This window comes from Oribacterium sp. NK2B42 (assembly GCF_000424445.1).
In the GTDB taxonomy this organism is placed as follows: domain Bacteria; phylum Bacillota; class Clostridia; order Lachnospirales; family Lachnospiraceae; genus Oribacterium.
The window spans coordinates 24,907-37,902 of the sequence record NZ_KE384188.1 but is presented as its reverse complement, the minus strand read 5'-3'; the positions used below and the strand labels follow the sequence as shown (position 1 = coordinate 37,902).

General features: G+C 40.8%; 10 protein-coding genes. 1 reads left to right on the top strand and 9 read right to left on the bottom strand.

Features of this window, described 5'->3' with window-relative positions:
• The 5 genes from G625_RS0116250 to yfbR form a co-directional block, all read right to left on the bottom strand.
• Nucleotides 1-1,305, bottom strand: coding sequence for a DUF3798 domain-containing protein (locus G625_RS0116250; protein WP_029201933.1), 1,305 nt, complete (start codon nucleotides 1,303-1,305; stop codon nucleotides 1-3).
• Between the two features lie 282 nt (nucleotides 1,306-1,587).
• The gene (locus tag G625_RS21650; RefSeq protein WP_049895973.1) at nucleotides 1,588-2,676 is read right to left on the bottom strand and encodes a polysaccharide deacetylase family protein; all 1,089 of its coding nucleotides are present in this window, start codon (nucleotides 2,674-2,676) and stop codon (nucleotides 1,588-1,590) included.
• A gap of 69 nt (nucleotides 2,677-2,745) precedes the next feature.
• Nucleotides 2,746-3,729 carry a L,D-transpeptidase gene (locus tag G625_RS21645; protein WP_049895972.1) on the bottom strand — a complete coding sequence of 328 codons (984 nt, stop codon included), beginning with the start codon at nucleotides 3,727-3,729 and terminating at the stop codon, nucleotides 2,746-2,748.
• Nucleotides 3,730-3,867: 138 nt separating this feature from the next.
• Nucleotides 3,868-6,447 carry an adenosine deaminase gene (locus G625_RS0116235; protein WP_242826656.1) on the bottom strand — a complete coding sequence of 860 codons (2,580 nt, stop codon included), beginning with the start codon at nucleotides 6,445-6,447 and terminating at the stop codon, nucleotides 3,868-3,870.
• Nucleotides 6,416-7,018 carry a 5'-deoxynucleotidase gene (gene yfbR, locus G625_RS0116230; protein WP_029201931.1) on the bottom strand — a complete coding sequence of 201 codons (603 nt, stop codon included), beginning with the start codon at nucleotides 7,016-7,018 and terminating at the stop codon, nucleotides 6,416-6,418. Before yfbR ends, G625_RS0116235 begins: the two co-directional genes overlap by 32 nt.
• 276 nt (nucleotides 7,019-7,294) lie before the next feature.
• On the opposite strand from yfbR, the gene G625_RS0116225 reads away from it, so the two are divergent.
• Nucleotides 7,295-7,771, top strand: a complete 477-nt coding sequence (locus G625_RS0116225) for a hypothetical protein (protein WP_029201930.1) — start codon at nucleotides 7,295-7,297, stop codon at nucleotides 7,769-7,771.
• Nucleotides 7,772-7,800: 29 nt separating this feature from the next.
• Here the strand turns inward: G625_RS0116225 and G625_RS0116220 are convergent, their stop codons facing one another.
• From G625_RS0116220 to G625_RS0116205, 4 genes are all read right to left on the bottom strand, one after another.
• Nucleotides 7,801-8,154 carry a hypothetical protein gene (locus tag G625_RS0116220; RefSeq protein ID WP_029201929.1) on the bottom strand — a complete coding sequence of 118 codons (354 nt, stop codon included), beginning with the start codon at nucleotides 8,152-8,154 and terminating at the stop codon, nucleotides 7,801-7,803.
• A gap of 1 nt (nucleotide 8,155) precedes the next feature.
• On the bottom strand, nucleotides 8,156-9,445 hold the full coding sequence (locus tag G625_RS0116215) for a replication initiation protein (RefSeq protein WP_029201928.1): 1,290 nt from the start codon (nucleotides 9,443-9,445) through the stop codon (nucleotides 8,156-8,158).
• Between the two features lie 1,301 nt (nucleotides 9,446-10,746).
• Nucleotides 10,747-11,967 (bottom strand): hypothetical protein, encoded by a 1,221-nt coding sequence (locus G625_RS0116210; RefSeq protein WP_029201927.1) that lies wholly within the window; start codon nucleotides 11,965-11,967, stop codon nucleotides 10,747-10,749.
• A 122-nt stretch (nucleotides 11,968-12,089) separates the two neighbouring features.
• Nucleotides 12,090-12,920, bottom strand: coding sequence for a ParA family protein (locus G625_RS0116205; RefSeq protein WP_029201926.1), 831 nt, complete (start codon nucleotides 12,918-12,920; stop codon nucleotides 12,090-12,092).
• Nucleotides 12,921-12,996: the final 76 nt, after the last annotated feature.

Here is a 12,996-nt window from a genome sequence, read left to right as displayed (position 1 = left end):
TTACTTTGTAGTAAAGTACTTCTCAGGAACTTCAATCTCTGTTGATCCCATATACTTACCAGGATCGCCCATGATGTATGTATCCTGATAGATAAGGAATGTATTGTCAGCCTTAACACCTGTATCAGCATTTGTATAGTTTGAACCGTTCCATGCAGCTCCCGGTGAGAACTCCTCATAAGCCTTTGAGATATCGTCGATATCTGTAAGCTCGCTGTTTCCGTCAATAACGTTCATAGCGTGCTGTGCAAGACCTGCAGAAACTGTGTAGCCATATGAATAAGCCCAGGTTCCGAATCTGCCGGCACCGCCTTTTTCAACAACTGCACTCTCAACCTTTGCAAGGATCTTTGTGAAGTCTCCTGCTTCAGCTGTAAGATCAAGTCCAAGTGCTCCGGGATATCCCATAAGAGGTGATGGAAGATCAGCCTCGATGAAGTATCCGCCATTCTCAAGAAGTCCTCTGAGAAGTGGCTCTGTGTGAGCATCGTTTGTACAGAAGTAAGCGGAATTCTGACCATACTTTTCTACCCACTCAGGAACATGCTCAGCGATGTATGCCTGTGCTCCCGGTACACCAACGTCAGTTGTAGGATCCGGTGCGGATTCCATTACGAAATTCATACCAAACTCTTCACAAGCAGCCTTCATGATAGCAACACGACGGCTCATGGTCTCGTATGAAAGGTGACGTGGGAATGAAATGTGAACGAAAGTATCGCAGCCAAGCTCGTGAGCTGTACGGATAATGAGATATCCACGTGCTACGAAATCGTTGTTACATACAAGGTCAGCAGCGCTTCCGATCTCAGGAAGATCCTCATGTGACTCACCTGCGATACAGATGATGTCAGGTCTTCTTTCCTTGATCTGACGGAATGCCTCTGTTGTTCCGGGGATAGCCTGGTTAACGATTATTGCCTTCATTTCAGGGTCATCAGAAAGGTTTACGATGGTCTGAACAGTTGTCTCAAGCTCCTCTGTGAAGTTATCAGGATATGTAGCAAGGATAACTCTGTCCTCACCATACTTCTCCTGGAATGCTTCAGCTCCTCTTCTGTCATCCTCTGACTGTGAAACCGAACCGGTTACGATACCGATGTGGTAGTCTGCAGATGCTTCTGCAGTGTCAGCTGCAGCTTCAGTCTCTGCCTTCTCTTCCTTGGCAGCTTCTGTTGCAGCCTCTGTAGCAGCCTCTGTTTTTGCTACCGTCTCAATGGTTGCTCCTCCTCCACTGCTTCCGCAGGCTGTGAGAACCGTTGAGAGCAAAAGAACAGATGCCATGACTTTTGCAATTCTTTTCATACATTATCCTCCTTCTTTTGTGAACAGATACCATATATAGTCTCATTTAAGCTACATGTAGTATCCGCACATACTTTAACACTTTTATGCTTTAACGCCGCATAACACAATTATAGCAAACTATATTTCCTCAAACAATATGTAGTATTACAATCAGTTATTTTTTACATAAAAAATTTTTAATTTATAACCTGAAGAAATGTCTTTCTGATTTCATAAATTGAAAAAGGCAGCCACAAATGTGACCACCTTTTCTAATCAGCTTAACGGTGTGGGATACTGTTATCCCCTCATATTATAAACTTCAGAGCCGGGAACCATATCATAACCCTTTGCCTTGGCCATTTCACTAACGGTCACAAGCTGGAACCCCTTCTCCTGCAGGGCAGGAATGAGATACTCGGCTGCGGTGGCAGTTTCAGCATAAGTATCGTGCATGAGAACGATATCTCCGTCCTTCGCCTGTTCAAGCACCACCTTTATGGTGTTGTCAGGATCCTTGGTTGAATAATCAAGGGTATCAACTGACCATATGATCATGGGAAGCCCCAGTTCTCCAACCTTGGCATTGATCTCAGCAGTACGGTTTCCTCCGGGTGGTCTGAAAACTGTAGGCGCAGCTTTTACAGTCTCCTCTACCATATAGTCACATTCTCTTATTACAGTTCTGATATCATCAAGAGCTATGGAGTCAAGGTAATTATGTGTATAGGTATGGTTTCCGAGCTCACATCCAAGCTCCACCATTCTCTTTACGCAGTCATTGTTTTCACCAACAACCCTACTTCCCTGCATAAAGAAGGTCACATGTCCTCCGTTATTCTGAATGGAATCCAGTATACGGTTTGTGACTTCCGCCTTAGGTCCGTCATCAAAGGTCAGAGCTATCATCGGCTTTGAAGGGTCGATCCAGCTGATGTCCACCGGTGACTCCAGGAACTGGTTGTTCATGGCAACATACTGATCCGGAATCAGATATTTCTTGAGCACATATCCGGTCTTTCCGTCGAAGCTGAACTGCTCCCATCCTTCGATGTTCCTTTCTACGGTCACTTCTGCATTTTCCTCAAGAATTCCCAGAACCTCAGAATCACTTTCCGAGTCAGCGTGAACGTTTACCGCAGTCAATACTCTCGAAGTATAAGGGAACTCAAATTTAGCCCTCTCTATCTTATTACTCTCGATTACTATCTTTTCCTGTTCACCTGAACCGCCTTCAGCCGTTCCGTCGGACTCCCCTGTAACCTCCGCCGGAGACGTTGCCTCTGAAGCATCTGTTGCCTCAGGAATTCCCGCTGCATTGCAGGCGGCAGCTTCTGCCATCAGTGCTCCCGCTACTGCCAAAATCAGAAAAATGTTCAGCCTCTTCATACTTTTTCTATAACCCCTTTTTTGTATTTAAATCTGACATGCAAATGTCACTGTATTAAACTCTTTCTGTTACTCAACTATATAAACTCTGTCACCCAGCTCCATCACATCATAGATGTCTCTGACCCACTCATTTTTAACTCCTATACAACCCCGGGTGGCATCCATGAGCTGGCCGTTACCATGGATCTCGATACCTCCCCCGAGCCCGGTTTTTCCGGAGGGTTTCTCCAGATTCCGGTTTTCATTCAGGAGCTCGGTAAATGTGGACTGTCCTATGATGCCTTTTTTCAGTCCATTCTCTGCGTCCACTATGTTCGGATAGTTTACCTTCATTTCCTCTTTCAAGGCATCGGATACCTTCATTTCACATATATAGTAGTATCCCACAGGAGTTTTATAATCCCCCTGCTTTTCCTTGCTGCCTTCACCCGCCCCGGCAGTTGCCATATATGATTTTATAACCTTTCCGTTATCCCAAACCTCCAGGTAGTGGGAAGACTTGTCGTAGGCAATGGCTCTTCTTCCGTGGCTCGCATATTTCATAAAGGTCTTGTTAATGTTGTTGTCCTGAGGGTTGAGCTTTACGCCGTCAATGTCAACATAAGCACTTCTGTCCGGAACGAGACGGTCTCTCACCATCTCACCATTCTCATCAAAATACCTTTCAAACCCATCCGGACATATCATGTAGCTGTTTCTTACTCCATGCAAAACCGCTGCTTCCTGTGCTTCCAGGATGCCTGCAGCATGGGCAGGATTGGACACCGGACTACCGAACCTGGCGACTCCGCCCAGCGCCTCTACATCCACAACTCCGTCAAACTCAGGATCATCCTCGTCCTCCACAGCATAGGATGGCAATGTCATACACCCGGAAATGATGGTCAGAGAAAGAAAGGCAGCTAATATACGAGAACGGAACTTCTTTCTCTTTTTATTTTTAACTCCGATAAGATAATCTGTCATAACAATCTCCTCTATAAACGCATGTTTTTCGCCGTTTATCTCTGACATACCAATGTAGATCTGATTGGCTCCATTCTGCTGCATTTTTAGACATCACAAACAGTACTGAATATCTCTTCACATCATCTTCCTTTTAAACCGTAAATTCACTCAACCCTCACAATCGCTGCCAAATGCTCCTGATATGCTGAAAGTTGAGTATTCATACTTCCATTTAAAGCCTTAATCTGATTCTTCCGATGCTCCCAGATACCTGTCAACATATCCCAGTATCTCGTCAGCATTATCTCCGTCTTTTATATAGGTAATGTATCCTTGCAGCGAATCTGCCTTTGCTTTCAGGACTTTGGCGCGAGAATCAACAAAAATACGGCTTTCATACTTGCTGTTTCTCGCATCCTGCATGAGATTGCAGGCTGCGCTGTTTCCATCCAGAGCTATCATAACGGACTGACGACGCTTAAATATTTCATAGGCAAAGCTCTTGTAGGTACCAAGCGGAGATGATTCTATGGATACACGGACTCCGACATTGACATCCCTTAGTTTACTGATCTCTTCCTCAGTGGTTGTGGCAGGCACAAAAACAAAAATCTGATATCTGTCACCGGCTTGTTCCTGCACGTACTTTTCATAGCCTGTCATGGAGGGTCCCACAACGAAAAACATCTTGCCCGGATCTCCTTTATTAATGAGATCATCCAACAGTTTACATTCCTGCTCACGGAGCTTCGTCACGTGATGGGCATTGTTGAAACTTCCTCCGGCAATGACTACAGGTATGAGGTCATCCGGCATCTCCTTTATCTTATCTTTGAATTCAAGGGCGCTGTCGTATTTTCTTTCTCCGCCATCAAGGTCCATAAATGCCTCTGACTCGGCATCGATCCTTTCCTTAAGGAATTCTTCCGGCGACATACCCTTGCACATTGCATAGAATTTCTGGATCTTTTCATTAAACTCAACCATGGACTTACTGAGTATGGCATCCTCCGCCTTACGCATCTTTAAAAAGTCCTTATGATTAAGCTCCAGCATACGCTCCAGAGACAGCTGTTCATCAATAGAATCCGTTCCGTAAAGTGCTCCGCCGTCTGTTCCCTGGATACATGCTATACCGCTGTTTAAATACTGTTTTAATGGGTGGGTATCCAGTGTTGAAAGGTTATTGAGACGAACATTGGAAGTGATCTGGAATTCCAGCACAACCTTCAGCTCGCAAAGCTTTCTGATGAGTTCCCTGCCCTTTTCCGTATCAAGATCCGCAGTATAAAGTCCGTGACCTATTCTCATATGAGGAAAATTCTGATCCTCTGCCAATGCTTCCTCAACGCATTTAATACTGTTGAAAACATTATCCGGAAGGGAATCATTTTCACCTGCATGGATCCTCACAACATAGGACGGTATGTCCTTCGCTATCTTAACGATAGCTCCGATAACCGATTTAAGCTCGAGGATATCATTGATCTCCTCGCCCACAAAATCACTTCCCGCAATATATGGATCCACAGCCACGGCCTTCAGCACCTGAAGATTCTCAGTGAAATAATTGCCGCGGGCTACCTGATCCTTTAAAATAGTAAGTGGGATACGCCTGAGAGCAGCAAGAAATCTCAACGTTACTCCGGTTTCTCTGGTGATCTTCGGCATAACCTCATGTATCTGCTGTAAGGTCTCCGCCGCTTCCTCTTTCTTCACAAGGGCTGTATCTGAAATTTCTGCATAAACGATTCCGTTTTTCTGGTAAGCTCTTGCAGTCCAGAGAAGCTTATCCTGATACAGTGTATTGTCAGCGTAATCCGGATTTCTCCTGTCCATCTCCATCTGCTTTAGTGCATTAACGATATCTTTATCCGGTACAGACTCTATATCCTTTATCTTTATTTTCTTCCGGGCTTCCACTCCCTTTGTGAATACATATCTGTAAATATATACTTTCTCAAGATTAGTGAAAACCGCCTGACCATCCTTCATCACCGCAAGGGATGCTCTTATCTTAGGAATGTTATAACGGCTTCCGGAAATATTGTTAAGGATCAGATCCGCAAAATTGATCTCAGTGTTGTCATCTATTTTTCTTTCGAGATATTTGCCCTGAAGACCGCTGTTTTTAAATTTCAAAGAAACCTTTTTTCTCTGCTCCTCCAAAGCTTCACGCTGCTCGGGAGTGATCTTCAGACCCAGCTTTTTGATGTAATAGTACGGATACCTTATCTGATGATGGATGCCCATGGCGATGAGAATATCCGGGCTCAGATTTGCACTTCTGTGGGTATGAAGATCCGTATGGAATTTCACATCCTCCCTGATGTAGGTTTTTACCAGAGTCTTCCTGATGTCCAGAAGATATCCCTTTGTCTGACTCATAAGAGTTTTGGCGATTGCAGGCACATAGGCCTTTCTCTCGATAGTCCCGTCGGGATAGATATTGGCAACCTTGGTATCTCCCATCCTGAGTATGTAGACCTTTTCATTTTCTCCATTAAAATAACAGGGAACCATGCCTTCGATCACCTTAAGTCCCTCTGAATTATAAGTAATGGGAAGATCACACACCTTGGCAAAATTTGTTATCAGATTCCCGGTACCGTGGTTTGGAGTCTCAAGTATATAGGACATCACATCTTCCTTCATGCTTAAAGTTACGATAACATCCTTTTCCTTATCCAGATAGAATTTTCCAAAATATGCCATATTAAATACCTTTTCGATGTTAAAAGCTGTTGTCCGGTAGATTACCGGCAGTTCATGAAAACCGGATCTTAGCTCATAGTGCCAGCTCATCCAGTGTGTTGCCATAGGAGCTCAAAAATTCATCCATGAAGTCCTTTACCTCCGGAAGCTCTTCCTTCATCTTGTCCAGGGCTTTCAATGTTGATTTCTGTGCTGTAGTGAACTCTTTGTTACCGGATCTTTCTTCTTCGATACACTTGATGAGCGCCGATAATTTATCAGCTGCTTTCACAAGCTTACGCATATACATTTCATCCTCATCCTCTTTATTGGGCTTAAAGATGCTGCTGAAAGCCGGCCTCAGATCATCGGGGAGTCTATCCAGAAGATGATCCTCTGCTATACGTTCAACTGATTTGTATGCATGCCTTATTTCTTCATTATAGTACTTTACAGGAGTGGGCATATCTCCGGTAATGATCTCGGAGGCATCGTGATAGATGCCGATGAGAGCAGCTCTTTCCCCGTCAAGATGTCTCCCGTATCTTACATTACCTATTATGCATAAAGCATGGGAGATCATAGAAACTTCGACAGCATGTTCACTGAGATTTTCCGGACGTGAGTTCCTCATTAGTGCCCATCTTTCGATATATTTCATTCTAGATATGGTTGCAAAAAAAGTATAATTATTCATTCTTTCTCCGATAATTAGAAATTTTTATAGTTTTATTATTTATCATCCCTGATTTTCCGTTCTTAATACCGATCTCCCGAATGTCCCCGAAAATGATAAACGAGGGATTATATTATTATGAAATTTTTCTAATTTCGTAATATTTCATTTGGTTTTGACGCTATTATAAATATACCTCATTTTTATGCATTATTCGTTTTATTTTTAACGATTATACATTCGTTAATTTATGATTTGTTACCTTTAGGATCGGTTTTTGGGAGGGTAAGATAACATATGCAGCTTCAGATCAATGCCGAACAACGAAACCAGCTTTATAAAAAATGGAAAGAGGAATATAAAGTCCGTACCGATATGCACAAGGAGTTTCATAAAATAAAAAAGCGTTACCTTTTTGCGTATGCCTTTATTCTTCTGATGATGTACGGAGCCTACCAGATTTCTCTTAATTATGAGAAGTTCAGATTCTTTGAAGCATATGATCTTTATCAGATTTTCTTCACTGCTTGTCCTTTATTCATCCTGCTACTGGCTATTCACGAGCTTGTGCTGTATAAAAGCATACCTGATCCTGAAAAGATGGAAATTGATAACTTTTTTGTATTCCTTTCCTACAACGAATTCAGCAAGACCACCAAGATCATGGCCATGCCGCTAAGCGAGCACTTTAAGCTCAAAAATGATCCGGAAGCAATCAGCAAAACAGAAAATTCAGAAAACTGCGTGATCATCGGTCAGGTAAATGAGACATAATCAAGAAGGGGAGCAGGCTCCCCTTCTTTTTATATTGCCAGTTTCTTGGCCTTCCTGTTTCTTATGGTTTCAACAATGGACAGCTTTTTCTTCTCTTCCTTAGGCATAACCTTGCCATCCCATGTATTGAAAATCTCCATCATCTTTCCTGTAAGCTGCCCTATGGTCATCTGCGAAGCAGCGTCTATGTACTGACGCATCTCCTCATCAGCGGTGATCTTATCTATCCTCCACTCAGCATCACCTATACTTCCAAAGCCTTTTTCGATGCTGTTTTTTTCCTTGTCTACGATGTCAAAGGTTTTCCCTTCACCTGAAACAACATAGTATATTCCGTGTTTTATTCCGACTATTCCGTTTTTATATTCTTTAAACTTTGCCATTTTAACCCTTCTTATCCCACATTGTTGGCTTCTGTGCTATCTGCTCATAATCATTTACCAGACTTGCCAGTAAACGCTTATAGGTTGTAGTTTTTGTATCTTCCGGTGTTGCTTTTATCCAGTCATAGTAGTGAGACATATAATCCGTAGCCCAGGCATCATAAGCATCAATCCGGATCTGTCCGGGTTTAAGATTCTTTATGCATGCATGATAAAGATTATCAATCTGGTCCTCTGAAAAATCCTTGTAGGTTGCCATGTAAAATATCGGATAAACCGTCTCATCCGCTCTCTTTTCAGCAAGCTCTTCTGCATTGGCAGCATCTTCCACCACTTCATCAACGGTAAAGAGCTCTTCTTCCGCCTCACTCCGCATGAAATCCTTACCGAAAAATGATTCTTCGAGAGTCATCTGATGAGGTTCGCTATCATCGATGATATTGTCAAAATTGCCTTTGTACTCTGAATCCAGAATGCTCTGGGTTTCCTTTAACTCTCCGCTGGTCTTTGCATCCATCAGGAATTTTATACGTACCGGACGGCGATACTTTTTGCCCATGGCATCGGTTTTTAATGCAACATACGCGATTTTTATATCTGTATAATGATTTATCTCTTCCTTTGCCGGAGCAAGTACATCTCTTTCAAAAAATGAAAACTTAGACCAGCTCTTCGGGATCTTCGCTATATTTTTTCCTTTTTTGTTCGGATCCGGTTCCCAATCGGCTATCTTTCTCATAAAGTCATTGTCCGTACCGGTTCCAAGCTCAAATGTCCAGGTCTTATTATTGAACTGATAGGATCTCAAAAGATCAAAGATTCTCGGACTGTACTTATGCGTCATAAGCGAGGTCTCTTCGAGACGTGGTGCTATATAATACTTTTCCTTGTCTGTCATAAGGTTATAGAGAAACGGAAACATATCCTCATGGAATTTTATTTCTACATCACCGCTTCCGGGATCCATATGCACAACATTAAGCCAGTGGACCATTGCTTCCTTGCCGCTTTCCAATGTTATCCACCAGGTTTTCTGTCCTATATCATTAAGTATCGCCTTTGTATTGGTATAGCTCAACTTATTGGCTGATGCACTGCGATGTATGATCTGCTGGAACTCGCTGCAGTTAAAGGTATATACCGTATTGATATCATCCGTGGGCTTTATCTTAGAGATGAGATAATTTACGGCTTTACTTTCAACCAATGTAAGCGAGAATTTTCCCTCCTGAACCATCTTTGTGCTTTTGGCAACCTTTTGTTTTCGAGCTTTTTCTATACTGTGACTCATAAAAATAAAAACTCCTGTAATTCGCTGAATTCCTGAACGAAATTTTAATCAACCTTCTTTTAACATATCATAAGCAGACTGCACCGAAAGTTGAGTGATCATACGGATTATTCTCTCTTATTGATTAAATCCTATTGTAAAGTAAGATAAAGTGTATTTCAATGATTCCGGTACCGTAACTTAACTCAACTTTTACGTATTTTTGCTCAACCTTCCGTATTTTCACTCACTTTTTGGAAGGTTTTTTACGTAAATTCTCTATAATTTCCGTATGCGAACTCAACTTTCGCTTAATGCTGTACTCCTGTAAGCGTATCTGATCCGTACATTTACTCAACTTTCAACATTATGTGCCCTTCGGATATTATTTTCCGTAAATTTACTATACTTTCATCAGTTCAAAAACACTTTTGCCGTATAATAACTCAACTTTTACTATAAATCTACCGTCAATTCTCTCAATTTCAAGCAGGGTATTCCGTAATAATCACCACCACTTCCGTAAATTCACTCAACTTTATATAGCGGTTCTATTTCGATTGTCCGTAAAATGACTCATTTTTCGTATTTTCTCTCCGTAAATTTACTCAAACTTTCTACAGATCCCTGATAATCATATTTATTTCCGATTAAAAAAAGTTCCGTACAATTACTCAACTTTTGCCTGCTCCATCACACTTAAAACCCTTGATTTTACGTACTTTTTCCCACAATTAAATGTACCGTATAATTACTCAACTTTTTGTTCCGGGTTTATTGCCGTTTAACCGTAAAATAAATCAATTCTCATATTATCTCTCCGTAAATTTACTCACCTTTTTATTGATTTCTGCCATCCGGACTATTTCAATTACAGTTTAAATACCGTACAATTCCTCAACTATTCCGTCTTTTTAGTCTCTTTCACCGTACAAAAACTCAATATTTACGTACTATCACTCACTGTTTAACGTACTTCCACTCTCTATTCTCCGTATATCCGCTCTATTTTCAACGTATATGTACTCAACTCTGACGGGATTTCTTCTATAAGATTATAAAATAAATAAAATATATAAATTAATATTATCTACTACTACAATACCGTGCCCCGACCGTAAATTTACTTAACTTTCAAAATCATGAAGTTGTAGTAGTTGTTTTTCATTATCTTTTTAAATTAAAAACACCAATGATAAAGCGAACCAGGCTTTATTCATTGGTGTTTTGTACTTTGATATTTCTAAATCCGGATCAAGTAGTCAGAACAAATCAAATTATATTTTGTACGTAAATTTACTCACACTTTATTTTTCTAAGTCTTATATATCTGAGATCAGGGATTGAAGATCATCTATGATGGTTCTGATCTTTTGTACATCGTTCTTACTGAACTGATATCCTCTCTTCTCTTTTCGTTTAACCAGCTTTATGACATTGTCATTTATCTTGGATATCATTTCATTTACGGCAATGGGTGCCGAAATGCCTATAGATTTATTAAGCTGTTCCTCATCTGCTTCTTTAGCTTCTTTAAGGATCTTATGGTATTTATCTGCTTTTTCCTTAGCTCTTCTAAGCTGAGCCTGAGTATTGATAAGTTCAAGCGAAGAGCTTTCATCGGTTTCCTGATCGCTGTTAACCAGAGATTCTAGTTCCAGGGTTTTGTTCTTCAACCTCAGGATTTCATTCTCTTGTTCCTTGAGCTTTTGCTCATTTTCGCGAAGCTTTTCTTCAGCAGCTTTTTGTGCGGCCTGTCTTTCTTCATCCTGAGATTTTAACTGTTGATATTCGTCATCAGTTACAGCCTCGCCATGTTCATTAATATAATTCAATATATAGTTCTGAACATCTATGCTTCGTGATGCATATTGGTTTGCTTGATTGATGGAAATTTTTTCTTCATCAAGCAATGTCTGGAGACCTACAATTAGATTCTTGTTGATCGAATCATACTTTCTGATCTGTCTTGAAGAAATAGAAAGTTTTTCTGCAATTCTGTCGTATAACTTCTTTTCGATGCCTCTGCTCTGAAGAAGTTCCATAAGTCTGGAAACTCTTTTTCTCATATCTCCGGGATGTGAGGACTCTGATACAGCATCATAGTTCATAAGGAGATTTAACTCCTCAAGCTCTGTCCATGGGATATCATCCCTGAGGATCAATGCAGGAAGTTTTCTGTGCATGAAGGAAGGGTTTCTCTCAAGTATCAGAGAAAATGCGGCATATCTTCTGTGACCTGAAATGATAATAAAGTTACCGGTTGCTTTTCCGCTTCTTTCTTCTCCACCTTCAAATTCTCTTGCTACGACGATGGCTGACTGGAATCCGTTTCTTTCGATATTTTCTGAGAATATATCAATATCTGTGTCGTCGATATCTCTATTGTTAGGGAATGTGACCAGTTTCTCATACTGGATCATTTCGATCTTTGATCCGTTACCTAGGTCAAGACTTACAGTATCAAGCTTCTTTTGTGTATTTTGAAATAATATAGCCGCGTTGTTATATCCAAGGGGTGCGGCATCTTTTTTTGCTGCCATTTAACTACTCCTATTCTAAAAATCCTGGTTTTTGAGTCTTAATATCCGAAACTAACATGAAGATGTAGTCAGCCTTGAAGACTTTTTATATCCATTATGCAATTCTTGTTTCGAGGATTTTTTTAATGCTTATCCATCTCAAATCTGGTTTTGGCATTTGAGTATTTTCTAAGGAGTTTCTTGTAGTCATCCAGATCGATCAATGATAACTGCTGAGCAACATTTATGTAGTCGGTTCCTGCATTGGTCTTTTTATCGTAATAGTAAATAGGCATATATCTGGAAAGAGATTCAGCGATATTGTTATCATCTCTTATTACTGACTTTAATGCTATATTCTGGAACATGGCATCGTATGCTGAATACTTCTGACGTACAAGGGTGGTTCTTGCTTTGACATGTGCAAGAAGTACACCTATGATCTGTAATTCACTGTTGTAATCTGCCTGGATTCTGTAATAGTCCTGGATTACGTCTGCAATTCCGTCGTAAGAAAAGTTTGCAGAGTCAACCGGGATAAGTACGTAATCAGATGCTATCAATGACATATCCGAAAAGCTGTCGGCTGCAGGGTTATTGTCAATGATTATAGTGTCATAGTCTCCTTTTACCTTATCAAGGACTTCCTTAAGTCTGAAAAGATCCTTTTCCTGATAGCCGTTTGAATAGAAGAACTGATCCGGTCTTTTAACATGTTTGTTATTGGGAAGTACATCTACTCCAAATTCTGAATGTACCAACACTTCCTCAAGTGTGGCATCACCGAAAAGCAGGTCTGTTATATCAGAATTTTCTTCATTAAAAACTCTGTATACCTGGCTTGAATTACCCTGGCAGTCCATATCGACTATGAGGGATTTTTTACCTACCAGTGTAGGTACACACGCAAGTTCTACGCAGCTGGTGGTCTTACCTACACCACCTTTTTTATTGAATGCACAAATAATGCTCATTTATTCCTCCGTACAGATGTTCTGCAAAATATATATCACATTTATTGTACTATATTTTTTGCATAAATGAAATATT

Excerpts from the sequence above, each read along its gene's own strand:
- G625_RS21650 (WP_049895973.1), bottom strand. The coding sequence starts at position 2,676 with ATGAAGAGGCTGAACATTTTTCTGATTTTGGCAGTAGCGGGAGCACTG.
- G625_RS0116210 (WP_029201927.1), bottom strand. The coding sequence starts at position 11,967 with ATGGCAGCAAAAAAAGATGCCGCACCCCTTGGATATAACAACGCGGCT.
- yfbR (WP_029201931.1), bottom strand. The coding sequence starts at position 7,018 with ATGAATAATTATACTTTTTTTGCAACCATATCTAGAATGAAATATATC.
- G625_RS0116220 (WP_029201929.1), bottom strand. The coding sequence starts at position 8,154 with ATGGCAAAGTTTAAAGAATATAAAAACGGAATAGTCGGAATAAAACAC.
- G625_RS0116235 (WP_242826656.1), bottom strand. The coding sequence starts at position 6,447 with ATGGCAACACACTGGATGAGCTGGCACTATGAGCTAAGATCCGGTTTT.
- G625_RS21645 (WP_049895972.1), bottom strand. The coding sequence starts at position 3,729 with ATGCAGCAGAATGGAGCCAATCAGATCTACATTGGTATGTCAGAGATA.
- G625_RS0116205 (WP_029201926.1), bottom strand. The coding sequence starts at position 12,920 with ATGAGCATTATTTGTGCATTCAATAAAAAAGGTGGTGTAGGTAAGACC.
- G625_RS0116215 (WP_029201928.1), bottom strand. The coding sequence starts at position 9,445 with ATGAGTCACAGTATAGAAAAAGCTCGAAAACAAAAGGTTGCCAAAAGC.
- G625_RS0116225 (WP_029201930.1), top strand. The coding sequence starts at position 7,295 with ATGCAGCTTCAGATCAATGCCGAACAACGAAACCAGCTTTATAAAAAA.
- G625_RS0116250 (WP_029201933.1), bottom strand. The coding sequence starts at position 1,305 with ATGAAAAGAATTGCAAAAGTCATGGCATCTGTTCTTTTGCTCTCAACG.